This window comes from Actinoplanes sp. SE50/110 (genome assembly GCF_900119315.1).
In the GTDB taxonomy this organism is placed as follows: Bacteria; Actinomycetota; Actinomycetes; order Mycobacteriales; family Micromonosporaceae; genus Actinoplanes.
This window is the reverse complement of sequence record NZ_LT827010.1, coordinates 5,406,936-5,430,011: the sequence shown is the minus strand read 5'-3', so window position 1 is coordinate 5,430,011 and position 23,076 is coordinate 5,406,936. Positions and strand designations below refer to the sequence as shown.

Annotated in this window: 22 protein-coding genes; 11 read left to right on the top strand and 11 right to left on the bottom strand. The window is 70.8% G+C overall.

Annotated features, from left to right (window positions below; genetic code table 11):
• Positions 1-31 precede the first annotated feature (31 nt).
• On the bottom strand, positions 32-2,134 hold the full coding sequence (locus ACSP50_RS24375) for a right-handed parallel beta-helix repeat-containing protein (RefSeq protein WP_043512083.1): 2,103 nt from the start codon (positions 2,132-2,134) through the stop codon (positions 32-34).
• Positions 2,135-2,275: 141 nt separating this feature from the next.
• Here ACSP50_RS24375 and ACSP50_RS24370 point away from each other — a divergent pair, with 141 nt between their 5' ends.
• Positions 2,276-4,852 (top strand): LuxR family transcriptional regulator, encoded by a 2,577-nt coding sequence (locus ACSP50_RS24370; RefSeq protein ID WP_014691947.1) that lies wholly within the window; start codon positions 2,276-2,278, stop codon positions 4,850-4,852.
• Here the strand turns inward: ACSP50_RS24370 and ACSP50_RS24365 are convergent, their stop codons facing one another.
• Positions 4,853-5,383, bottom strand: coding sequence for a flavin reductase family protein (locus ACSP50_RS24365; protein ID WP_014691946.1), 531 nt, complete (start codon positions 5,381-5,383; stop codon positions 4,853-4,855).
• 138 nt (positions 5,384-5,521) lie between these two features.
• Between ACSP50_RS24365 and ACSP50_RS24360 the strand changes: the two genes are divergently transcribed.
• The 6 genes from ACSP50_RS24360 to ACSP50_RS24330 all read left to right on the top strand — a co-directional run bounded on the left by ACSP50_RS24360 (position 5,522) and on the right by ACSP50_RS24330 (position 10,016).
• Positions 5,522-5,854, top strand: coding sequence for a PadR family transcriptional regulator (locus ACSP50_RS24360; RefSeq protein WP_014691945.1), 333 nt, complete (start codon positions 5,522-5,524; stop codon positions 5,852-5,854).
• A complete protein-coding gene (locus ACSP50_RS24355; protein ID WP_014691944.1) occupies positions 5,842-7,755 on the top strand; it encodes a hypothetical protein in 1,914 nt (637 codons plus the stop codon). The genes ACSP50_RS24360 and ACSP50_RS24355 overlap by 13 nt, the downstream gene beginning before the upstream one ends.
• Before the next feature lie 402 nt (positions 7,756-8,157).
• The gene (locus tag ACSP50_RS24350; protein WP_014691943.1) at positions 8,158-8,631 is read left to right on the top strand and encodes a CHAT domain-containing protein; all 474 of its coding nucleotides are present in this window, start codon (positions 8,158-8,160) and stop codon (positions 8,629-8,631) included.
• Positions 8,632-8,851: 220 nt separating this feature from the next.
• Positions 8,852-9,415, top strand: coding sequence for a hemerythrin domain-containing protein (locus ACSP50_RS24340; protein ID WP_014691941.1), 564 nt, complete (start codon positions 8,852-8,854; stop codon positions 9,413-9,415).
• A 4-nt stretch (positions 9,416-9,419) separates the two neighbouring features.
• Positions 9,420-9,785 (top strand): hypothetical protein, encoded by a 366-nt coding sequence (locus ACSP50_RS24335; protein ID WP_014691940.1) that lies wholly within the window; start codon positions 9,420-9,422, stop codon positions 9,783-9,785.
• Between the two features lie 30 nt (positions 9,786-9,815).
• Positions 9,816-10,016, top strand: a complete 201-nt coding sequence (locus tag ACSP50_RS24330) for a hypothetical protein (RefSeq protein ID WP_014691939.1) — start codon at positions 9,816-9,818, stop codon at positions 10,014-10,016.
• Between the two features lie 52 nt (positions 10,017-10,068).
• Here the strand turns inward: ACSP50_RS24330 and ACSP50_RS24325 are convergent, their stop codons facing one another.
• The 3 genes from ACSP50_RS24325 to ACSP50_RS24315 are packed head-to-tail and all read right to left on the bottom strand — an operon-like array spanning position 10,069 to position 12,190.
• Positions 10,069-10,476, bottom strand: a complete 408-nt coding sequence (locus tag ACSP50_RS24325; RefSeq protein WP_014691938.1) for a hypothetical protein — start codon at positions 10,474-10,476, stop codon at positions 10,069-10,071.
• Positions 10,473-11,297 carry a heavy metal-binding domain-containing protein gene (locus tag ACSP50_RS24320; protein WP_014691937.1) on the bottom strand — a complete coding sequence of 275 codons (825 nt, stop codon included), beginning with the start codon at positions 11,295-11,297 and terminating at the stop codon, positions 10,473-10,475. The genes ACSP50_RS24325 and ACSP50_RS24320 overlap by 4 nt, the downstream gene beginning before the upstream one ends.
• Complete coding sequence (locus ACSP50_RS24315; protein WP_014691936.1) at positions 11,294-12,190, bottom strand: heavy metal-binding domain-containing protein; 897 nt, start codon at positions 12,188-12,190, stop codon at positions 11,294-11,296. Before ACSP50_RS24315 ends, ACSP50_RS24320 begins: the two co-directional genes overlap by 4 nt.
• 125 nt (positions 12,191-12,315) lie before the next feature.
• On the opposite strand from ACSP50_RS24315, the gene ACSP50_RS24310 reads away from it, so the two are divergent.
• Positions 12,316-13,176 (top strand): xanthine dehydrogenase family protein subunit M, encoded by an 861-nt coding sequence (locus ACSP50_RS24310; RefSeq protein ID WP_014691935.1) that lies wholly within the window; start codon positions 12,316-12,318, stop codon positions 13,174-13,176.
• The gene (locus ACSP50_RS24305; protein WP_014691934.1) at positions 13,167-13,406 is read left to right on the top strand and encodes a hypothetical protein; all 240 of its coding nucleotides are present in this window, start codon (positions 13,167-13,169) and stop codon (positions 13,404-13,406) included. The genes ACSP50_RS24310 and ACSP50_RS24305 overlap by 10 nt, the downstream gene beginning before the upstream one ends.
• 71 nt (positions 13,407-13,477) lie before the next feature.
• On the opposite strand, the gene ACSP50_RS24300 is transcribed toward ACSP50_RS24305, so the two are convergent.
• On the bottom strand, positions 13,478-14,995 hold the full coding sequence (locus tag ACSP50_RS24300; RefSeq protein WP_014691933.1) for a beta-N-acetylhexosaminidase: 1,518 nt from the start codon (positions 14,993-14,995) through the stop codon (positions 13,478-13,480).
• A 496-nt stretch (positions 14,996-15,491) separates the two neighbouring features.
• Here ACSP50_RS24300 and ACSP50_RS24290 point away from each other — a divergent pair, with 496 nt between their 5' ends.
• A complete protein-coding gene (locus ACSP50_RS24290) occupies positions 15,492-15,782 on the top strand; it encodes a TetR family transcriptional regulator (protein ID WP_197688087.1) in 291 nt (96 codons plus the stop codon).
• Here ACSP50_RS24290 and ACSP50_RS24285 read toward each other — a convergent pair.
• From ACSP50_RS24285 to ACSP50_RS24275, 4 genes are all read right to left on the bottom strand, one after another.
• Positions 15,766-16,571, bottom strand: a protein-coding gene (locus ACSP50_RS24285) for an IS5 family transposase (RefSeq protein ID WP_085945649.1) whose coding sequence is annotated in 2 segments (ribosomal slippage) — positions 15,766-16,241 and positions 16,241-16,571 — 807 coding nt in all. Because the reading frame shifts where the segments join, the coding sequence is not laid out codon by codon here. The two genes, ACSP50_RS24290 and ACSP50_RS24285, sit on opposite strands and share 17 nt — an antisense overlap.
• Before the next feature lie 271 nt (positions 16,572-16,842).
• Positions 16,843-17,913, bottom strand: a complete 1,071-nt coding sequence (locus ACSP50_RS42230) for a hypothetical protein (protein WP_155123610.1) — start codon at positions 17,911-17,913, stop codon at positions 16,843-16,845.
• Positions 17,914-18,142: 229 nt separating this feature from the next.
• Complete coding sequence (locus ACSP50_RS24280; RefSeq protein ID WP_014691928.1) at positions 18,143-19,306, bottom strand: IS110 family transposase; 1,164 nt, start codon at positions 19,304-19,306, stop codon at positions 18,143-18,145.
• 359 nt (positions 19,307-19,665) lie between these two features.
• Entirely contained in the window at positions 19,666-20,697 is a 1,032-nt protein-coding gene (locus ACSP50_RS24275; RefSeq protein ID WP_014691927.1) for a LacI family DNA-binding transcriptional regulator, read from the bottom strand.
• A gap of 172 nt (positions 20,698-20,869) precedes the next feature.
• On the opposite strand from ACSP50_RS24275, the gene ACSP50_RS24270 reads away from it, so the two are divergent.
• Positions 20,870-22,270, top strand: a complete 1,401-nt coding sequence (locus tag ACSP50_RS24270; RefSeq protein ID WP_014691926.1) for a DUF1996 domain-containing protein — start codon at positions 20,870-20,872, stop codon at positions 22,268-22,270.
• 112 nt (positions 22,271-22,382) lie between these two features.
• Here the strand turns inward: ACSP50_RS24270 and ACSP50_RS24265 are convergent, their stop codons facing one another.
• Complete coding sequence (locus ACSP50_RS24265; protein WP_014691925.1) at positions 22,383-22,943, bottom strand: DUF305 domain-containing protein; 561 nt, start codon at positions 22,941-22,943, stop codon at positions 22,383-22,385.
• Positions 22,944-23,076: the final 133 nt, after the last annotated feature.

Genomic DNA, 23,076 nt, shown 5'->3' with positions numbered 1-23,076 from the left:
GCACCCGATCGGGTGCCGGCACCGGCGTCTGCTACTTGGGCCAGGTCGGTGGCTTCGGGTTGGGGTTCGGGCCGCCGCCGCCTCCGCCCGAGACGCAGGTGGACACCCAGATGGTGACCTCCGTCGAAGCCTGCACCTTCCTGCCGGCCTGCGGCGACTGCTTCACGACGTCGCCGGGCGAGAGGCAGTCGTTGGTGTACTTGCGGACGGCGTTGAGGTACGAGCTGTCGATCCAAAGGTAGGCGGTGTACTCGTCCAGCCCGAGCAGCGCCGGCACGTGGGTGACCGCGGGCAGCCAGGTGAACGACTGGGTGCTGGTCTGACCGAGAGCGTCGGTCACCGTGTAGACGACCGTCGTGGCCGGACCGTTGGCCACCCCGGAGAGCACGCCGGTGGAGGTCGCGGTGATCCCGCTCGGCAATCCGGTCACCGACCACGTGTACGGAGCCTGGCCACCCACCGCTTTGAGGTTCGTCGTCGTCGGTATGTTGGGAAGCGTCTCCTGGTCCTGGGTCTCGAGCGCCTCCACCGGCATCGGGTCCGGCGTATGCGGGGAGTAATAGGTCTTTCCGCCCGCCTGGATGTCGCAGAACCCGTCGGCGTTGACGTCGCCCAGGGTGATCTCGGTCAGCCGCAGCCACGACTGGTTCACGAAGACCCAGCGGTCGGCGGCGCTCGACTGGTACCACCATCCGATACCGCTGGCCAGCAGCGGGTCCAGCTTCCCGTCGCCGTCGAAGTCGCAGTACTTGCGGTCGCCGACGAGGGGCGAGCTGAACACGTTGCCGCCCTTGTTGTTGAGCCCGGTCTCGTTCTGCTTCAGCGTGTCATCGGCGCTCTCGGCGAACACGTTGTTCCAGACGTCGAAGGTGATCGAGGGCGTGCCGCGCAGGTAGACGGCGGGGGCGCCGGTCGTGGTGACGGTGTTGTAGCGCAGGTCGACGTAGGCGCCCGCCGGTCCGCAGTTGTAGACGCTCCCGTCCTGCCCGCATCCGGTGCCGTGCATGTCGATCGGCCAGCCGTGCTTGCCGTTCGTGGCGGCGTAGCCCGGGCGTTCGAAGAGGTTGCGGTAGGCCAGATAGCCGGTTCCAGGGTGCCCGTCGGCCGCGATGGAGTGGCGGTTGAGGTCGAACGCGTTCCGCTCGATCAGGGCGTAGGCGCTCTCGTAGAGCACGATGCCGTAGCCGGCGCCGTGGCCGTCGTCGCCGGCCGGGTGCTGATTGTCGTGGATGGAATTGTCGTGGATCCACACCGTGTCGGCGTTGTCCAGGTTGATCCGCTGGTCGTGGTCGTAGACGGCCACGCCAAAGCCCCGCCAGCGGGCGAACTCGCTGTGGTCGATCTCGATGTGCTGGCTGGAGAAGATCGAGATCGCGGTGGCGTCGGGGGTGTCGGCCGACGCCATCGGGTCCGCGGGTTCCAGGCCGTCGAACCGGACGCCGCTGATCCGGACGTTGTCCGACGGCGCTCCGTAGACACCGATCCACAGCAGTGAGTCCGGATAGGTGGTGGTGAACACCCGCGGGCCCCGGGGGTTGACCGACCGGTCGCCGAGCACCTTGACGCCGGGGGCGACCTGCACGTGGTCGAGTCCGCTGAGGTCGAGCACGACGTCGCCGGGGATCTGGATCGTCGCCCCGGGCGTCCGGATCGCCCGGAGGAACTCGCGTCGCTCGGCGAGGTCGTTGCTGCTGATGGTCACCGCGGTACCGGCCGGCAGGGGTTCGGCGGGGTACGGGACGACGGTCGGGAAGACCGACGCCAGCGTCTTGGTGGAGCTGGTACCTATCGACAGTTCCAGCGTCCACGCCTTGTGTTCGGTGGGTGTGACGGTCATCGAGCCGGTGGCGGACAGGACCGGGCCGATCTGGCGCCGGTTGCCCTCGAACAGGCGGATCTGCGGGGTGCCGCCGTCGCAGACCTTGGTGGCGGCCAGGTTGGTGGTCCAGCTGAGCTTGGTGGATTCGCCCCACTGGACCGTGGAGTCGAAGGCCAGCGAGCCGGTGGCGGCGGCCAGACAGGCCGCGGGGTCGAGGATGTCGGCGACGGCCGGGCCGGCGACGGCCAGGCCGCCGGCCGTCATGGCCAGGGTCAGGGCGGCGGCCGCCCAGGGTCTGTGGTGAATGCGTGCCATGGCGCTGACCGTAGGATCGGCCCGGGTCCGGCCGGAGCGGTAATGGATACTCATCTCTTCGTCGGCACTACCTACGCGGCGTCGGAAGGCCGACTTCGCCGCGGCCCCGGCGTGGGTAGAGTCGCCCGCCGGAGGTCCCGGATGTACACCTGGAACGATGACGGCCGATGGCCCCTCGTCGGGCGCGAGGACGAACTGCACGCCTTCGCCGGCCTGCTGAGCGGCGCACGGCGGCAGGGCTTCGTGATCAGCGGCCCGATGGGCGTCGGCAAGTCACGGCTGGCGGTCGAGTGCCTGACCCGGGCCGGCGCGGCCGGGTTCCGCACGGCCCGGGTCAACTGCTCCGAGGCCGCCGGCACCGTGCCGCTCGGCGCCGTCGTGCACCTGCTGCCGCCCGACCTGGACCTGGCCGACCCGGTCGCGGCGTTCCGCCGGGCGGCCGAGGTGTTCGCCGTCGGGCGCGACGAGCCGGGATGGCTCCTGCTCATCGACGATCTGCACCTGCTGGACCGGGCCTCGGCGGTGCTGCTGCGGCAGCTGGTCGACGCCGGGTCGATCCGGTTCGTCGCGACCGTCCGGGCCGGTGCCCCGCAGACCGCCGCGGCCGACGCGCTGTGCCGTACGGATGCGGTGCTGCGGGTGGATCTCGGGCCGCTGCGCCGGGACGACGTGGCCGACCTGCTGCGGCGGGTGCTGGGCGGCCCGGTGGCCCAGCAGACCGTCCGCGAGTTCGGCACGGCCTCCGCGGGGAACGCCCTCTACCTGCACGAGCTGGTGGTCGACGCGCTGCGCCGCGCGGCCTTCCGGTGGGACGGGCTGGTCTGGGAGGCCGATGCGCCGGCCGGCACCACCCGGCTGCGGGAAATGGTCCGGCCGCTGCTGGCTGCGGCGGGCCGGGACCTGATCGAGCTGGTCGCGCTCTGCGAACCGGTACCGCTGGCCGAGGCCGAGCGGGTCGCGACGCCGGGCGAACTGGCCGGGATGGAGGCCGCCGGGCTGCTGCGTGCCGACCGGGACGGCCCGCACACCACAGTGAGCTTCGCGCATCCGATGTACGGCGAGGTGGCCCGGGCCGACGTGCCGCTGCTGCGCCGCCGGACGGTGCTGCTGGAGCAGGCGGAGCGGGTCGAGGGGTACGGGCTGCGGACCGTCAGCTTCCGGCTCGCGGCCACCGGCACCGCCGATCCGGAGCTGCTCCGCCGGGCCGCGACGGTGGCGCGGCACGCGCACGACTACCCGCACACCATCACGCTGCTGCGTGCCATCCCGCAGGGCGTGCGCACGGTGGCCGACGTGCTGCTGCTCGCCGACGCCCTGCTGCACCTGGGCCGCGGCGCGACGGCCGAGCGGGAGCTGGCGGCCGCGGCCGGGCATCACGCTCTCGCCGAATCCGACCGGGTCCAGCTGACCATCGCCCGCACCCGCAACCTGTACTGGCAGGACACCTCGCCGGCCCGCGCTCTGGCGATCAACCGCCGGGCCCGGGCGGCCGTGAAGAGCGCCACTCTGCATCACGTCCTCGACCTGAACGAGGGCTGCCTCCGGTTCGTCCAGGGGGAGATGACCGAAGCCGTGCGCCTACTGGATCGTCTGGAACCCGAGGTCGACGATGCCGCCGACGTGACCGTCTGGTTCCTGGCCGCGGGCCTGAAGCCGGACGCGCTCGCCGCCGCCGGCCGGACCGCCGAGGCGATCGAGTGGGCCCGGCGGGCCTACCGGGCCAACCGGCGCCATGCCGTCCGTGGCCTGCTGCCGCACGCCGCGTCGCACCTGACCTCGCTCGGTGCCGCCCAGGCCGAGGCCGGTGACCTGGCGGTCGCCCGCGAGACGCTGACCGCTGCCTTCGCCGAACTGCTCGACGCCGGTGCCGCCCGTCCCCAGGTGTGGGCCGCGATGAATCTGGGCCGGACCGAGCTGATCGCGGGCCGGCTCACCGCGGCCCGGCACTGGTACAGCGAGGCTGCGACGCTCACCCGCGCTCTCGGGTACCGGCGCGCGCACGCCATCGCCACGGCCGGTCTGGCCGCCGCCGCCGCCCAGCAGGGCGAGCCGCGGCCGGACGGGATGCCGGCGGACGGCACGGTCGACACCGATCACGAGGTCGGCCGGGCGTGGACGCTGGCCGCGGCCGGCCACCTCACCGAGGCCCGCGAGCTGCTCGGCGGCGCGGTGGGGGTGGCTCGCGCGGGTGGCCGGGTCACCGAGGAGCTGTACCTGCTCACCGAGATCTCCCGGCTGGGCGGGGCGAAGCCTGTCGCGCACCGGGTGGCCGAGCTGGCCCGGGAGTGCGACGGCCGGCTGGCCGCGGCCCGGGCCGCGTTCGTCGCCGCGCTGGCCGGGGACGACCCGGACCGGCTCCTCGGCGCGGCGGCGACGCTGCGCGGGATCGGCGCGGATCTGCTCGCCGCCGAGGCCGCCAACGCCGCGTCGCTGGCCTTCGCGGCGGCCGGCCAGGCGCGGCGCGCGGCCGCGGCCGCTACGCTCGCGGTCCGGCCCGACGGCGCCGCGACGCCGCTGCTCGCGGTCCGTGAGCCGGTGGTCCCGCTGACCGGCCGGGAGCGGGAGGTGGCCCTGCGGGCCGCCGCGGGAGCCTCCAGCCGTGACATCGCGCGCAGCCTCACGCTCTCGGTGCGGACCGTCGACAATCATCTCAACCGGGCGTACGCCAAGCTCGGCGTGACCGGCCGGCGCGACCTGCCCGGGGCGCTCGCCGGCTAGTCAGACGTCGGCGACCCGGCCGAACACCGAGCGGTGGAAGACCAGCGGCGACAGCGGGTCACCCTGGTCGGCCGGGTGGTCGACGGCGTGCAGACGGAGCAGGACGATGGTGTGGTCGCCGGCCTCCACCTCGCGGTAGACGGTGGTGTCGAAACGGGCGAGCCCGTCGTCGATGGTCACCGAGCCCTCGTCGCTGACCGACACCGGGATGCCGTCGAAGCGGTGCTCGACCGCCCCGGCCAGCTGCCGGCAGATCGCCCCGTGGTGGGCGGCCAGCACGGTCACCCCGAGGTGGTCGGCGCGGCGCAGGTCGGGCCAGGTCTTCGAGGTGTTGGCGATGGAGAAGGAGACCAGCGGCGGGTCCAGGCTGACCGAGGTGAACGAGCTGGCGGCGAGCCCGACCAGGCGCCCGTCGACGGCGGCGGCGACGGCCACCACCCCGCTCGGGAACACGCCGAACGCCCTGCGCAGCCGGATCGGATCGAGGTCCTGGTTGGTGGTGAAGGTCGCGGGGGTCTGCGAAATGGTCATGGTCTGTTCCTCACCGTGGGACGTGCGCCTGACCTGAATCTATATCGATCCTATAGGTTTTCGGAAGTATTGGTGACGTCACAATGAGCGCCGGACCCTATGTAGCGAAATGTGCTCACGCTATGTAGCGTGTGCGGGATGGCGTCACCCCTACGCATCACCGCCGCCGTCGCCGGCGTCCTGGAGGCGTTTCTCGCCGCGCCGGGCACCGAGCGGTACGGACTCGACATCATGCAGGCCACCGGGTATCCCAGCGGCACCGTGTACCCGATCCTGATGCGCCTGCAGAAGGCCGGCTGGCTCGCCGCGCACTGGGAGGAGATCGACCCGGTCGCCGCCGGCCGCCCGGCCCGCCGCTGGTATCGACTCACCCCGGACGGACTGACCACGGCCCGCACCGAACTCGCCGCCCACCGCCAGCGCAACGCGATCGGCCCGGCCGTGCGGACGAGGCCGACATGGGCCTCCTGAACACCCTGATCGCCGCCTTCCTGCGCTCCGCCGCCCGCCGCTGGCCGGCCGACATCCGCGACGAGATGGCCCGGGACTGGATCGCCGAACTCGGCGCCCTGCAGCAGCGGCCGGGCACCGCCTGGCGCCGGCTGACCTTCGCGATCAGCCTCGCCGCCACCCCGCTGGCCATCGACGAGAGCGGCGCCCCGCGCGGCCGCTGGGAGTGGATGCGCGCCGGGGTCACCCTGCGTACCGTCGTGCGCCTGATGCTGGTCGCCGGGTTCGGCCTGGGCGGTGCGTCCGCGGTCCGCCTGTTCGCCGGCGACCTGTTCCTCGACGACCTCGCCGACGACGCCGACTGGCTGGTCTTCCAGCTCACCGTCGGCCTGGTGACCACGCTGCTGATCACCGGGTACGCGGTGACCGCCGCCCGGTGGGCCGGCTCGCGGGGTGCTCCCGAGCCCGGCCCCAGCGGCAGCCTCGGCGTCGCCGCCACCGCCGTCCTGCCGATCGCCTGGATGGTGCCGTTCTTCCTGGCCGTGCACGCGGACACGGTGTTCACCATCTGCCTGGGGATCACCGCCACCTGGGCGGCGCTCACCATCGGCCTGGTGGTGGCCACCGTCCGCGCGCTCAGCGCCGGCCGCCGCGGCCGCGCCTGGCTGGTCGCCGGCCTCGGCGTCCCGCTCACCCCGATGCTGTCGGCCGCCCCCCTGCTGCTCGCCGACATCGCCGGCTACAACATCTACCTCATCCAGGCGCTCCTGGACGTGGCCCTGTTCCTGCTGCCGTGGACCATCTGTGCGGTGACCTTCGGCCGGGCGGCGGTGCGCCGCTGGTCCACCACCGGGCCCGCGACCGACGCCGTCCCGGCCCCGGAGCAGGCCGCCGTGCAGCTCGGCTGGTGGCAGCCGACCGCCGAACGCCTCCTGCTGCTGGCCCTCACCGTCACCGCGGCGACCGGCTGGGCGCTCGGGATGACCGTGCTCCAGCCGATGAGCGAGCCCACCGGCCCCGACGCCTACGGCGAGAACAACACCTACTGGGCGCGGGAACTCCGCTGGGGCGCCCTCATCGCGCTGGTTGTGATCATTCTGGTGTACGTGCGGGGCGACCGCCGGGCCACCCGGAGCGTCCTGCTGGGGGGCGTCGCCTGGCTGGCCGCCGACATCGCGCTCGACCGGATCAACCCGACCACCGTGCTGCTGCCGGTCGCCGCCGCGCTCACCGCCCTGCTCTGCTGCGCCGCCGCCGGTGGCCTGCCCCTCGTGCCGCAACCCCGCACCCTGTTCGGTGCCGCCCTGGTCGCCGCGATCGCCGCCGGCCTGGCCACCGACACCGAATCACCCACCGACGTCGAACGCGGCCTCAACCTGGGCAGCGCCGCGGCCGGCTCGCTGCTGGCGGTCGTCGCGATCGTCGCGGCGGCCCGGGTCGCCGCCACGGTCAGCCGCCGCCGGATCGCCGCCGCGATCCCGGCCGGCCTGGTCGCCGCCGCCACCCCGTGGGTGCTGCGCCTGATCTACCCGCACCCCACCGACGCCCGCAACTACGGCACGCTGGCCTTCACCGTGCTGCTCGGCTCCGCCGTGGTCGCCCTGGCCGCCCCCCGGCCGCGGACCCACCGCGACTGGCTGCGCTACCCGGCCACCGTGCTGATCACCACGGTGTCCGTCCCGCTGATGTTGTTCCCGCTGGTCATCGCGTCCATCGCACTGCCGTACGGCGCGCTGTTCACCGCCCTGGCCGGCAACCCGGAAATCAACAGCGCGGACACCGACAACGTCGCGGTGATCCTGGCCGTCCCGATCGGCATCGTGCTGGGCCGCATGCTGCGCGGCTTCGCCTTCGGCCGCCCCCGGGCCACCGTCCGGCGCACCACCGAGCCGCCACCGAAAGCCCACCCCAGCCCCGCCTGACCTCGGGACTGCCGGGCCGGCCCGCCGCGGCCGGCCCGGGCCCGCCTGACCCGGGGGTCCCGGTCGGCCCGCCGACGCCGACCGGCTTCACCGTAACGGGTGGTCCGCTCGTGCGGGCGGCTGTCACAGTGGCACCGGTGAGGCGGCATTCGGCTACCGGCGCGCCCGCGACGGCGGCCTCGACGGATACCGGCTGGTCATCCGAGGGTCGGCGGCGTTCCAGCGGCTGCACTGGGAGACTCTGCGCGACCCGGACACCGGGGTCTGTCTGGCCCTGCGCATGCCGCTCGTACGCCAGGACGCCCGGGTGCCGCTGCAGCACCGACTGCCGGCCGCGGCGCCGACCTTGAACATCCTGGTGGTCACGGCCCGGCCGTTCGGGTCCCGGGATGTCGGCTACCGGTGCCGTCGGCGCAGGTGGCGCAGCTGCTGGCCGAGCACCGGGTGGCGGTCGCGGTGCTCAACGCCTGCCAGTCCGCCATGCAGACCGGCAGCGAGGCGAGTCTCGCGCAGGACCTCGTGGCAGCCGGAGCGCCGGTCGCGATGGGGATGGCATATTCGGTCACGGTTTCCGCGGCACGACAGGCAATGCCGATTTTGTACGGTCGTCTCGCGGCCGGCGACGACCCGGTGCTGGCGGCGTGGCAGGCGCGCCGATGCCTGCACGACGACAAGTCCCGGCGCGGCTACTTCGAGCAGCACCTGGACCTGGAGGACTGGGTGCTGCCGGTGGTGTTCGCCCAGCGCGACTCGTCGCTGAGCCGGCGTCCGATGACCGCCGCGGAGCAGGAGTCGTTCTACCGCCGCCGCGAGCAGGTGGGACGCCGCCCGGGCCTTCCTCCAGGGACTGGTGGAGTGGCGCGAGTCCCGGGGTAGCTGGCCGAGCGACGTCGACGAGATCCGGAGCAGGATCGCGAAGGTGCCCGTGGGGACGCTCGGTCACCTGGTCGCGGAGATCGTTCCCGCCGGGCTGGGGGACGAATGGGAGCGGATGTTCGGTGCGGGCGCAGCAGTGGTGGACCCCGGCACGGATTGACGGGGCCGATGGTGGGTATGCGGATGCTCGTTCCGATGACCGCGACCCATGGAGGAAGCCGTGACCGACACGTCTCAGCGCGACGTGATCGACATCCTGACCGCCGACCACCGTGACGTGACCGCGTTGATCGGGGAGATCAAGCAGGTCGCCGATCCGATGATCCGGCGGGATCTGATCGACACCGCGATCAGTGAGCTGGTGCGGCACGCCGTCGCCGAGGAGATGTACGTCTATCCGGCGATGAAGAAGCACCTGCCGGACGGTGAGAAGTCCGTGGAGCATGACGTCGAGGAGCACAAGGAGCTGGAGCAGACGATGAAGCGGCTGGAGGACGTCGACGTCTCCAGCGCCGAGTTCGACGCCGTGCTGCTCGAACTGGAGACCATCCTGGCCGATCACGTGCAGGATGAGGAGACCGACCAGTTCCCGCTGCTGCGCCTGCACATCCCGCGCGAGGAGCTGATTGAGCTGGGCACCAAGGTGGAGACGGCGAAGAAGGTGGCGCCGACCCGGCCGCACCCGGGGGCGCCGAACAACGAGCTGTTCCACAAGCTGGTCGGGCCGGGTGTCGGACTGGTCGACCGGCTGCGGGACAAGCTGACCGGCCGCGCCACCAAGTAGGCCCGTGCGCCGGCTGCTGTTCCTTCTCGCCTCGGCGACGCTGGGTGCGGGACTCCTGATCCTGTTGAGTGCGGGTACCGGCGCCGGCCGGCCGTTCGGCATCGCGTTCTGCGCGCTGCTGACGGTCGGCGGCGCGGTGGGTGCCCGCCGGGGTCGCGGGCCGGTGGCCCGCGGGGTGCGCAGCCCTCAGCTGGCGGCGAACTTCGGCTGCGCCCTCGGGCTGTGCGTACTCGCCACACTGCTGTGGTGGTGGCGGCCGTCGGTCGGGACCGGAATGCCGATCGGCGCCTTCCTGGGTTGCTCCGCGGTCTCCGCGGTGCTGATGATCGTGGTCGGGCTGACCGGGCGTCGAGCAGAAACGGGCGAATGACCGGGGCACCGGGCGGGTATGGAACAGGTCATGATTTTCAACCTGATCCGCCGCTTCGTCATCACGTTGATCGCAGTGCCGCTCGCCGCGGCGGGCGCGCGCAAGCTCGGCAACACCCTGGAGGCGCGGCGCGGCCCGAACAAGACCAGCCGCCTGCTCCGGCAGGGCGCCGACACCCTGCAGGGCTTCGGCCGGCAGAAGAAGCGCAGCCGCTTCTCGTTCAGCCGCTGACCTGACCGCCGGCAAGGCGCGAAAGCGCCCGGCGGCGAGGGTGCCCGCCGCGTCAGCCGAGGAGGCGGTCGAGGGTTTCGCGAGCGGCGGCCGATCCGGCGGCCAGCTTCGACAGCACCCCGGCGAGGGCGACCAGCCAGTCGTCGACATCGACCGTGCTGCGCTTGATGGTCACCCCGCGCACGATCCGGCACACCTCGGCGTGCACCCCGTGCGCCGCCTGCCGGAGCACCAGTTGCTCGTCGGGTGTGGTCACGGTCAGCGACACGGGGGTCCCGGGCCGGCCGCCCATCCGGTCGGCCAGGGACCGCTTGCGCTCCACCTCGACCATGCCGGCCGGGAGCGCGTCGCCGAGGACGGCGGTCAACACCCGGGTGTACGACTCCACGTCCGCCCGGTCGGCCCGCAGCGCCGCCGCGATCAGGTGCAGGTCGCCCATCGGGCCGAGTCCGTCGGTCATCGGTCGGTCAGCGGGAGCACGAGCTGCGGCTTGGCGATCACGTGATCGGCGCGCAGCGGCCGGACCGCCGTGCCGATCGCGAAGAATTCGGTGGTGTGCCCGCCCCAGCGGTGCGAGTTGGACAGCATCTGCACCCCGACGATCCCTTCCGCGCCCAGTTGTTCCGCTTCGGCCTGCATCCGGCTCATCGCCAGCTCCCGAGCGTCGTACAACGCCTCGGTGTATTGCGGAATCTCCACATTCTGCCCGATGTTGCCGACCGCCTGCCAGAACCGCTGGTGCGCGATGTGGTAGACGCAGGTGCCCATGGTCATGCCCAGCGGGGCGTACCCGGCCTGGATCAGCGTCCAGAAATCCTGGCCGGACAGGTCGCTGGTGAACGGCTGGTCGTGCCGGTTGCGCCAGCCGCCGCCGCTGTCCGGGGGCGCATCCGCCTTCACCGCGGTGCCGATCGCGATGAACTCGGCGAGCTCGGAGCCGAACTCCTTGAACTCGATGTCGAGGCGCACCCCGACGATCCCGTCGGCGCCGAGCGCGTCCGCTTCCGCCTCCATCCGGGTCATCGCCAGCTCCCGGGCGTGATACATCGCCTGGGACAGCTGGTCGAGCTCCCGGTTCTGGCTCCAGCGGCCGAACTGGATGCCGACGTGGTAGATGCTCGATCCCAGAACCAGCCCGAGCGGCCGGAAGCCGGCCTCGCGGACCAGCAGGAACTCGTTGACGCTCAGGTCGGAGGTGAACAGGCTGGTCGGCTGCCCGGGCCGCATCTGCGCCAGGCGGCGCATCGCATCATCGGGGACGCCGGGGGTCGGCACGGTCATCGAGGGCTCCGCAACGGCAGGATGGTCAGACTGTTCGGGGTGCTGAGCTGTCCGGTTCTGAACTGGGCGATCGCGTTGCCGGTGACGATGCACTCGGCGGCGTGATCGGTGTGGTTGTCGGCGACCTCGATCGCCCACATCCGGGACGACAGCCCGGACATCAGTGCCGCGTCGGCGCCGGTGGCGGCGACCCGCCGGGCGAACTCGTCACGCGCGACCGCCCGCACGTGGCTGATCAGCTCGGTGTACCCGGCCACCTCGACATTGCCGGCGAAAAACGACAACGACGATGTCGTCCGCCAGTCGTCGTGCCGGATCGCGACGGACAGGCCGTAGACGATCCCGGCCGGCACCCATCCGGCGCCGAGCAGCTTCGCCACGTCCTGGGCGGCCAGGTCGGTGGTGAACGGCACGCCGGCGCGCTGGCGACCGCGGGCGCGGACCGCCGTACCGAGGGCCATGAATTCCCGTTTCTGATCGTCCATCCGGGTCTCGGTGAGCCGGACGCCGACGACGCCGTCGGCGCCGAGCGCCGCGGCCTCCTGCCGCATCCGGTCGAGTGCGGTGTCGCGCCCGTGCCGGATGGCCCGCGTGTACGGCGCGAAGCCGGCGCCGCTGGGCCGCCCGGCCGCGGGCCCCGGGTCGCCGAGCAGCCCGGCGATCAGCCCCGGGTTGACGCCGGGACGCCAGCCGCAGCCACCCCATCCGGTCCACCCGATCTGCATCACGGTGGTGCCGAGCACCTCGCCCACGGTGTCGAAGCCGGCCACCTCCAGGCCGGCCACGCCGTCCGCGGACAGCAGCGAGGTCCGCACCCCGCCGTTGGCGGCCCGGGCGATCCGCGCGCGAGCCACCGGGGGCAGCCCCCGCCCGTCCCACCCGTCGACGCTCACCCCCCAGTCATACTCCGTTCCCCGGTTTCCGGCAGTCCCGGGGCGGTTCACCCGCCCGTGGGAAACTCCGCCCTGGGCGGGTCGCGAGGTGCGACGATGCGCATCGGGATCGATAAGCTCGGCGCATGCTCACCACCGTCGACTATCTGGCCGCCGACAGCGTCGACGAGGTGCTCGCCGCGTTGGCGGACGGCCGGACGTCGGTGCTGGCCGGCGGGCAGAGTCTGGTCCCGCTCGTGACCCGCCCGGGCGCGCCGCGCTCCCGCCTGGTGGACATCAACCGGGTGGCGGGGCTCGACACGCTGACCGAGGTGGACGGCTTCCTGCATGTCGGGGCGCTGGTCCGGCACCGAGCGTTCGAGTCCGACGCGGTCGGCGGAGCGCTCGGCCAGTTGCTGCGGGTGGTGGTGCGCCACATCGGGCACCCACCGATCCGGGCCCGGGGCACGATGCTGGGCAGCCTCGCGTACGCGCATCCGGCCGCCGAATGGCCGGCGGTGGCGGTGACCGTCGGCGCGCGGCTGGTGCTGGACGGACCGGCCGGCCGCCGCACGGTGCCGGCCGGCGACTTCTTCACCGGGCCGTTCCAGACCATCCGCCGGCCCGAGGAGATGCTGATCGAGGCGGAGCTGCCGGTGCTGCCGGGCGGGACCGGCATCGGCTACGCGGAGGATCGGCGCAGCACCACGTTCCCGCACGCGGCCGTGCTCGCGGCGATCACGGTGACCGCGGGCGCGATCAGCTCGGCGGCGATCTGTCTGGTGAACTCGGGACCCTGTCCGGTGCGCGCGACGGCGGCCGCGACAGCCCTGCTCGGCAGCACGTTCTCGGACGCCGCCATCGCCGCCGCGGCGCGCACCGCCGCGCAGGACGACACCCGCCTGCTCGCCGGCGACGCCCGGCGTCCGGGACGGCGGCAAGCCTTCGAGGTGCTGACCCGCCGGGCCCTCCGGCAGGCCCGGCAGGGAGCCGGCCGGTGCGGGTGAGGCTGACCGTGGACGGCGTGCCTCACGACCTCGACGTCGAGCCCCGCCGCACTCTCGCCGGCGTGCTCGGGATGCCCGTCTGCCCGGACGGCGCCTGCGGCGACTGTGACCTCGCGGTGGACGGAGTGGAGATCCGCTCCTGTCTGATGCTCGCCGTGCAGGCCGGTGGCGCCCGGGTCGTCACGGACGTCGGTCGTCGCCGGGCTCCGGGTCCCCGGCGTACGGCTTGATCCGGGCGGTCCAGGGCAGTGTCCTGGTCGGCCGGCAGATCAGGCGGTGTCTCGGTGCCGCGCCCGGTCACCTACGCCACCCAGGGCACCTGGGGCGACGGGTAGAAGTTGAGGCCCGCGGCCCGCCAGCGCGGGGCCTGCGCGGCCAGCCGCAGCCGGAACACGTCCCAGTCGTGGGTCGCGGCCGGCGACCAGCCCAACTCGGCGATGGCCGGCAACCGCGGGAACGCCATGTACTCCAGGTCGTTCGACGTGCGCAGGGTCTCCGTCCACAGCGGGGCCTCCACACCGCGGACCGCGGCCGCCGGCACGCCGGTGAGGTAGGCGCCGGGGTCCCAGCCGTAGGCGTCGCGGACCTCGATGAGCCCGGCCCAGTCCTGTCCCAGCGGTGTCTGCGGGGTGTACTTCATGTCCAGGTAAGCCAGGTTCGCCGGCGACAGCACGATCCCGGTTCCGGCGTTCGCGGCGGCGGCGACGGCGGGGTTGTCGGGCGTGGTGTCCCAGTACTGCGCGACCGTCGACGGCCGCGGGCCGGCCGCCACGATCTGGTGCCAGGCCGACGCCGCCTTGCCGTGCCGGGCGACGATGGCCTGGGCGCGGCGCATGAACGTCGCGTAGTCGGCCGCCGGGGTGGAGTCTGCCTCGTCGCCGCCGATGTGCAGGTAGCGCCCCGGCGTGATGGCGGCCAACTCGCCGATGACGTCGTCGAGGAAGCGGTAGGTGATCTCCTTGCCGACGCACAGCGAGCTGAAGCCGACGTCGGTCCCGGTGTACAGCGGCGGCGCCACCCCGTCGCAGTTGAGCTCGGCATAGGACGCGAGGGCAGCGTTGACGTGCCCGGGCATGTCGATCTCGGGCACGACGGTGATGAAGCGCCGCTGGGCGTAGGCGACGATCTCCCGGTACTGCGCCTGCGTGTAATAGCCGCCCGGGTCGCCGTCGACGGCGGTGCTGCCGCCGTAGGTGGCCAGCCGCGGCCAGCTCCTGATCTCGATCCGCCACCCCTGGTCGTCGGTGAGGTGGAAGTGGAAGGTGTTCACCTTGTACGCGGCCAGCTGGTCGAGGTACCGCTCGACCTGCTCGACGGTGAAGAAGTGCCGCGCCACGTCGAGCATCGCCCCGCGCTGGCCGAACCGCGGCCGGTCGGCGACCCGCCCGGCGGGCACGGACAGCGGACCGCGGGTGGGCAGCAGCTGGCGCAGTGTCTGCACCCCGTTGAACAGGCCGTGCGCGTCCGGGGCGGCGATACGCACGCCGCGCCGATCGACGCCGAGCCGGTACGACTCCGGGGCCCCGCCGCCGCCCACCGTGAGCACGATCGCGCCGGCCCGGACCGAGCGTACGACCGGCAGCCCGAGGAGCTCGCCCAAGTAGTCGGCGACCCCGGCCGCGCCCGGTCCGGCGGCGGTGATCGTGGTGTGTCGGTCTATACGGAAGGCGCCGCGCCCGGCCTGTGCGGAGACCGGCGCGGGAACGATGGTCGCGTAGGCGTTACCGGGGGTCGGCGGGCTTGCCGCGGCGGGCGGCGCCACCCCTGCCACCGATGAAGCCACGGCTAGCAGCATCGACACCAGCGTCCGACGCACCATCGCGCGCCCCCTCAACTGTTAACCATTCTGCCTAATTGATGGGAAGCTATCACATCCTCGGCCGATCCGTGGCCGGCCAGTGAGGTGGGGCCGTGGCGGTCGAGGCGCGGTCCGGTGCCGCCGGAAGGGTCGGATCTCGAACCGACCCTGGCGGGAGGCTGCGAACACGAACACCGATGTTCCCGCGCGCGCTCCTTCAGTCCGGGCTCGCTGATGAGAACGGTAGAAGCCGGGGCGATCGTCCCGCCTCGGTCGAGCTGACGCAGTCACAGCAGACTTGCGCAACGCTGGTCACTACTCCGGTGGGACGGGCGTTCAGTGGCTGGGGCGGCGTCCGCCCCGGCCGGCAAGGAGGAGACCGGCGACCACAAGGACAATATGGCCAGCCAGTTGAGCCCTGAAGCCGCCGGGTAGCCAACCGAGCAGGCCGGCGTTGTCGTGGTCCACGAGTTGGCGGACTGCGCCTTGAGCTCCGTAGACCAGCAGAATCATGCCGATGACCAGCGTCGTGGTCCTCATGACAGAGCTCGAAGACGCGACGATCCGCCGCGTCGCGGCGGAGGCGGGAGTGCCCGCCCGGCAGTTGCAGTACTACTTCGGCACCCGCGACGACCTGCTACTCGGCGCCCTCGAGCTACTCAACCGCGACGGCCGAAGCGTCACCTACCCGGGCGCCGGACGACGCTGGGTCACAGCCGTCGGCTCGGCGGCGGGGCCCTACGAACGCGCTCAACTGCCGATGAGCGGACATAAAACTCCTAACACGATCTCTAATCGGTCCAATTGATCAATCTGCGCCAGCAGATCAGGACGCAGGCAAGGCTGACGAAGCCGTCGTGGATGTCGAGGCGGCGCTCCCAGCGAACAGCCAATCGGCGGAACTGATGCAGCAGAGCGAAGGTCTGCTCGACGACGTACCGGAGCTTGCCGAGGCCCTTGATCCCGGTGGTCTTCGGTTTGGGGATGAGGGGTTCGGTGCCACGTTCACGGCAGGCCTGGCGGAACGCCGCACTGCTGTAGGCCTTGTCAGCCAGCAGCGCCGCGAACCGGCGCCGAGGCCGGCCCAGCCTGCCGGCGATCGGCGGGTAGCAGTCGAGCAGATCCAGGGCACGTTTGATGTCAGGTACGTTCGCGCCGCTGGTCAGCACGTAGATCGGGGTGCCGTTGCCGTCGCAGATCAGGTGGTGCTTGGAGCCGGGCTTGCCCCGGTTGACCGGCGACGGGCCTGTCCCGGCACCCCCTTTTTAGCGTCGATGTGACTGGCGTCAATCGCCGCTCTCGACCAGTCGATCCGGTTCGCCGCGTTCAGCTTGTCCAGCAGTATCTGGTGGACCTGGTCGAACACGCCTGCCTCGGTCCACCGCTGCAGCCTGCGCCAGCAGGTCATCCCCGAGCCGAACCCGAGCTCCTGCGGCAGGTCCTCCCAGCCGATCCCGGTGTGCAGGACGAACAGGATGCCCTGCAAGCACAGCCGGTCCGGCACCGGCCGCGGTCCCGGCGCCCTCGCTGGCCAAGCAGGCAGCACCGGCTCGATCAGCTTCCACAACTCGTCATCGACGACCCAGGCCTTGCTCACGAAGACCGGAACGAGACTGATCCTCACTCCGCAACGCTGATGAACATCGATTCAACAGATCGTGTTAGGTGCTTATAGCCTTGGCTTCCCGGCTCCACATTCCCGGGCTCTGGCAGGCTCTAATCGCGGGCAGCCAGATTGGTTTGCGGAACTAGTTAGCGACGGCGAGTGAGCGTCACTGAAAAAGAGGTTCAGTCGCGACGAACTCTACGGTGGACCGGGCCTGCTTATAGGGAGACGGTGGGCCTTGGCATTAAGAGCGCCGCGGCGGTTAACTATCTCCTACTTTTACCAGGGCAGCGATTTCTGCTGCCAGTTTCGCCCGAGCAGTCGTCGATGACAAGCTTTTCCTTAACTCCTTCAAAAGGGCACGGAGGCGCTCCTTCTCAGGGTCGCCTAGATAGGGGACTAAAGCTCTTGCGACGAGCAACGCTCGGTACTGTTCATCGCGTGATCGCGCCTCGAGCGCCACTGTACAGACGGAATCAAGGTAACTCGCATCGGGATGTATCTCCATGATCGTCAATGCGGCGATGCGCTCGCCGCTGCTTCCGCTCGACAAAGCTTCTATTACCGCCACCGGGTCGTACCTGCCCAGCTTCACGACGGAGCGTGCTTCGTCTGCCAACCTGTCGAACTCCGCGGTTCTCGGAGGTCCGGCTGGCATCAATCTTCGCGCTCTGTCATACGCTGCGCTTATAGGAGATAGTCCGCGCAGTACGTCGCGCGCCTGTTCCCGCGCGCCTTCGGCGCCGAGAGGATCACCTGCCCTTTCCATCTCGTCAGCCATATGGTTCAGCACCGCGGCCGCGGCCGCTCGCCGGTCGGCCCGCACCATTGCCGTTCCCAGTACCAGCCGCGTGTAGAGCCAACCTGTAACCAGACCGAATACGGCGGAGAACGTGACCAGCCCTCCTGCGAACGCCTTACCGGCCACTCCGCCGCCAAACGAGGGCGCCAGCGCACCGAACAGATCAACAGCGGACTTCCCGATCGAGTGAAACTGCGTTAAGCCGACGCCGACCAAGATTTTAGTGAGCCAGTCACTAATTTGTTCCAAGTTGGTGTTGGCGGCAACACCGAAAGAGTCCGCACGACGCTCGGCGTTCTCCGTGGTCAGCTGTCTTGGAACACCGAATACGAACCCTATTAGGCCGCCACTCAGCATCGCGGCCAACGAAACGACGATGCCTACGGCGAATATGGCGGTGCCGGCGGCTTGTTGCGAGGAGAAGACAACGAGCGCGGCGACCGCAGCCAAGATTCCGATGCCAATCCAGCCGAGCACGGCACGCCAGACGTTAGCATTGCCTTCACGCGGTTCTGAACGGTTCACCACCACAGCAGGATCCCCAAGTCGTCGTCGGGACAGCATCTCTACGTCAATGTATGCGGCAGGGGACTTCTACGCCCGTATTTCGTAGTGCAACTTCCGGCGAGTTGCATCGACCTCGGAGCGAGACGTCGTATAGTCTGCGGCGTTTACCAACTTTCGTCGAAAGCAGTCGCTCGTTCAACGCTCTTCCTTGAGCAAATCTCGGCACGGCGCACTCTCATGGCACCCCTCTGTGTCAAGAGGTGGTCGGAAGTGGTGTTCTAGGCTGGGGTTCGGCGGGTCCGGGAAGTGACTTGTCCGAAGTGTCGATCATGGGGATTGGATCGGCCGCGCTGGATTTCAGAGTCGCCCCCGCGTGTCCTCCCGGGCCCGTCTCGACGGTTTTGGCGTCGTTGACCATCTGCTGGTAGACGACGTCGGACAGTCGTCGTTTGAGCGCGCGCATGGCTTCCATCGGGGTTTTACCGGCGGCGAGTTTGCGCCGGTAGTAGGCGCGGCCTTCGGTGTCGTTGCGCAGCTGGACGACGGCCATGATGTGCAGGGTGCGGTTGATGCGCCGGTTCCCGGCTCGGGACAGCCGGTGCCGAGTCTGGTCGCCGGAGGAGGCGTCGATCGGTGCGGTGCCGTTCCAGGATGCGAAGTGCCCGCGGCTGGCGAAGCGGTTGATGTCGGCGACGTCGCCGATGAGCCGGGCTGCGCCGGACGGGCCGATGCCGTGCAGGTCCTGCAGGCTGCTGCCGGTCGCCTCGACAAGCTCACGCAGTTCCTTGTCGGCCGCTTTGGTCTTCTTGTCGACCTGGACGAGTTCGCTGATCAGCTCGGAGGCGAGCCGGCGCCGGGTCCGGCCGACCAGGTCACGCGGGCGGATCGTGGCGAGCAGTTCACGGGCCTGGGTAGCGGACAGATACTTCTTGGCGCCGCCGGGCAGTAGTTCGAGCAGCAGTTTGTGGATCCGGTTGAGCAGATCGGTGTGGGCGCGGCCCAGTTCGTCGCGGCGGTCGACCAGCAGCCGCAGCGCCACCGTCGCGTCGTCGGCGGCCACTTGCCGCAAGCCCTTGCTGCGCAGGGCGGCGACCGCGATGTGGTGGGCGTCGGCCGGGTCGGTTTTGCGTCCCTGGCCGGTGTCGAACACCCGGGCACGGGCGGACAACTTTGCCGGGACATCGAGGACGGTTTCGCCGTCGGCGACCAAGCGCTGGGCGAGGTGTTTGCCGATGCCGTTGCAGCCCTCGACTGCCCAGACCCGGTCCTTGTGCTGCCGGCCGAGCTTGAGCATCGTCTGGTATCCGTCGCGGTCGGTGCCGAACCGGCCTTGCGCGAGAATCTTCTCCCGGTCGTTGATGATCTCGATGGTCGCGGACCGCTTGTGCGGGTCCATACCGATGATGACCTGTCCCATGCCTGCTCTCCTCGATCGAACCGGGGGTGAATCCGGCGAGGAGGGCAGCGCTACTTCGAGCTGGGCAGTCCCCTCTTGAGCCTCTCCGCGCCACGGTGACCGGCAGGACGCATGCCATGAGTGAGTCATACCAACCAGCGGTGGACAGCCGCAATACGAGCGATCCCACCGGTCACCTCGACCAAGCCTGGCCCGGGCTGCGGTCGTCCCACCAGTAGATAAGTAGCCGCGTACAACGCGCGGTCCGCACCCGCTCCAGCCCCACCCGAGCCATGGGCCGTCACCGAGCGTAGGTAACGCCAAAACCGCTACGATCCCGCCTCTGGGGCACGGATCTGCGCTGGAGGTTGAACGCCAAGCTAAGCGGAGTGGCGGCGCACCAGGGTCGGCTCGTAGATCACCGAGCTGACCCGGGCCGCCGGGTCGTCGATGCGCAGGAGCAGGAGTTTGGCGGCCTCGGCGGCCATGTCCTCCAGTGGGTGGCGGACCGTGGTGAGGGCCGGGCGGGCGGCCAGCGCCGCGCTGCTGTCGTCGAAGCCGACGACCGCGACGTCCTCCGGGACCCGTTTGCCGGCATCCCGCAGGACGAGCAGGGCGCCCAGGGCCATCAGGTCGTTGGCGACGAACACGCCGTCCAGGTGCGGCTCGGCGGCCAGCAGGGCGCGCATCGCGCGCTCGCCGCTGTCCTGGGTGAAGTTGCCGGCCAGGGTGGGCACCCAGGCGTGGCCGTGCCGGGCCATCGCACGGCGGAAGCCGGTGACGCGGTCCTGGCTGGCCGGGACGTCGGCGGGGCCGGAGATCATGGCGATCTGCCGGCAGCCGCGGGCGACCAGGCGGTCGGCGGCCAGCGCGGCGCCGGTCTCGTTGGCCAGGTCGACGTAGCTGATCGGGACCGGCTCGGGTGGGCGGCCGATCAGCACGGCCGGGATGCCGGCCGCGGCGAGCAGGCCGGGCAGCGGGTCGCGGGCCGGCAGGGAGAGCACCACGGCACCGTCGGCCTGGCCGTTGCGCAGATCGCCGACCAGACGTTTGTGACCGTCGGCGCCGACCATCTGCAGGGCCAGCTGGGTGGCGGCGGGGCGCAGCACGCTCATCAGGCCGCCGACGACCCGACCGAAATACGGGTCGGCGAAGAAGCGGCTCATGAACGGGTCGTCGTCGTGGGTCTCCGAGTCGGAGACGACCAGGGCGATCGTGCCGGTGCGCCGGGTGACCAGCGAGCGGGCCAGCCTGTTCGGCACGTAGCCGGTCTGCTCGACGGCGCTCCAGACCAGCTCGTGCAACTGCGGGTCGACGTTGCGGACGCCGTTGACGACTCGGGAGACGGTGGCTCTCGAGACGCCCGCCACCCGGGCCACGTCCTCGAGCGTCGGTAGCCGCTGGCTCTGCATGCCCGCAGTTATAGCACGGCTGGAGAGCGCTTTCCGCGGCCGTTGATCGAACCGGGACAAACAGGGGCACTCGACGTTCCGGAACGGAAAACCATTGACGTCGGTGGTAACACCCTCGAAAACTGGAAAGCGCTCTCCAAGCGTATCGTCCGCCAACCTTGGGAGATCCCCCGTGAACAGAAGAACGCTCCGCAGGCTCGTGGCGCCCCTGAGCGCCGCGCTGCTGGCCGGCGCCTGGCTGGTCGCTGTCATCCAGCCGGCCAGCGCCGCCGACACCCTGCTGTCGCAGGGCCGGCCCGCACTCGCGTCGTCCGTCGAGAACGGCGAGTCCCCCGCCATCGCCGCGGTCGACGGGCGCTCCGACACCCGGTGGGGCAGCCAGTGGGCCGACCCGCAGTGGCTGCGCGTCGACCTCGGCGCCGCCGCCACGATCACGCAGGTCACACTGCAGTGGGAAGCGGCGTACGCCAAGTCCTTCCAGATCCAGACCTCGCCCGACGGGACCGCCTGGACCACCATCTACAGCACCACCACGGGCGCCGGCGGCACACAGACGCTGAGCGTCACCGGCACCGGCAGGTACGTGCGGATGTACGGCACCCAGCGCGGCACCGGATACGGTTACTCGCTGTACGAATTCCGGGTCTACGGCACGTCGACGGTCACCCCGCCGGCCACCGACGGCCCCGGCTACATCATGGCGAACCCGCCGGTCACCGGCGTGATCCCGTCCACCGCGACCCCGCCCGCACAGAACCCGCCGGTCACCCACCACGAATTCCAGGCGAACTGCTCGGTCAGCCGCACGAACCTCACCGACGACCCGATCGTCTTCCCCGGCCTGCCCGGGGCCTCGCACTCACACACCTTCCTGGGCAACCGGACCACCAACGCCACCACCACACTGGCGTCGCTGCAGGCCGGAGGCACCTCCTGCATCACCCCCGGGGACAAGACCGGCTACTGGATGCCGACCCTGCTCAACGGCGACACCGCGGTGCAGCCGGACGGCCCGCAGGTCATCTACTACAAGAGTGGAGTGCTCGACTACACCAGCGTCCGGCCGTTCCCGGCCGGGCTGCGCTACGTCGTCGGCAGCCCGAACGCGACCATCGACGAATTCCGCAACAACCCGGGCGCCGTCGAAGGCTTCGAGTGCGGCGACAGCACCCGCAACTGGGACATCCCGGCGAACTGCGTCGCCGGATCCCAGCTCAACGTCCGACTGCAGGCGCCGAGCTGCTGGGACGGCATCCACCTGGACACGCCCGACCACAAGAGCCACATGGCGTACCCGATCGTCGGCGTCTGCCCGGCCGACCACCCGGTCGCGGTGCCGATGATCGAGTTCAAGATGGCCTGGCCGGTCAGCGGCACCATGGCCAACGTGCACTTCGCGAGCGGGCGAGGCTACTCGTTCCACTACGACGTGTTCAACGCCTGGGACGGGCCGACGCTCGCGGCGCTGACCACGCACTGCATCAACGGTGGGCTGCAGTGCAACCCGCGCGGTTTCGACCAGTACAAGCCGGACCGGGGAGCCGCGCTCAACGAGAACTACGAACTCCCGTAACCCACCGACCGCCCCCGGCCGGGGTGACAGCATTGACTGCCCTCGGCCGGGGCGCTTCCACCGACGGTCAAAAGCAATATCGACAACGAATTTTTCCCGTACGTTTTCAGCACTATTTCTTGAGCGCCCCGAGCGCCGCCGCGCGGCTTTGCAGAATGCTCGCCGCGAGTGCCCTCGTGCGCGTTTCCGCACCGGCCGACTGCTCGCTGCCGGCCAGCTGCCGGCTCTGCTCCAGGTACTCCCGCAGCGCCACGCCGAGGGTCCGGTCGAACGCGGCCCCGTGCTGCCCGGTCGCCGCGGCGAGCATCGCCGGCGTCACCATCCCGGGCATCGGCATCCCCTCGTGCGGATTCCCGCCGGACAGCCCGGCCTCGTCGTGCAGCTTGCGCAGCGTGCCGAGTTCCCTCTCGGAAAGCGCCCTGACCTGGTCAGATACTGCTCGTAACCCGGTGTCCGCCCCGTTGCTCGGGGTCAGCGCGAGCAGCGGCAGCAGCTGCTCGTCCATCGCGATGTTGATCTGGATCCAGGCGATGTCGGTGCCGCCGAAGCTTGCCGCGGGGGTGCCCGGCGGTGGGCCGGCGGGTGGGGTGGTAGCGGTGGGGGAGCCGCAGGCGGTGACGGCGGCCAGCCCGCAGGCGGCCGCCAGGGCGCCGAGGCGGCGGCGTGTTCTCACGTCGCGGAGTTTCCAGTTCCGGAACCGTGATGTCAATGCCGAGTATTGACGTCCGGCAACACGAGAGAAACAATCGCTCTCGCTTGGAGAGCGCTTTCCCTGTTCGATTCCGGAGCAGGCCCCCGTCCGCAAC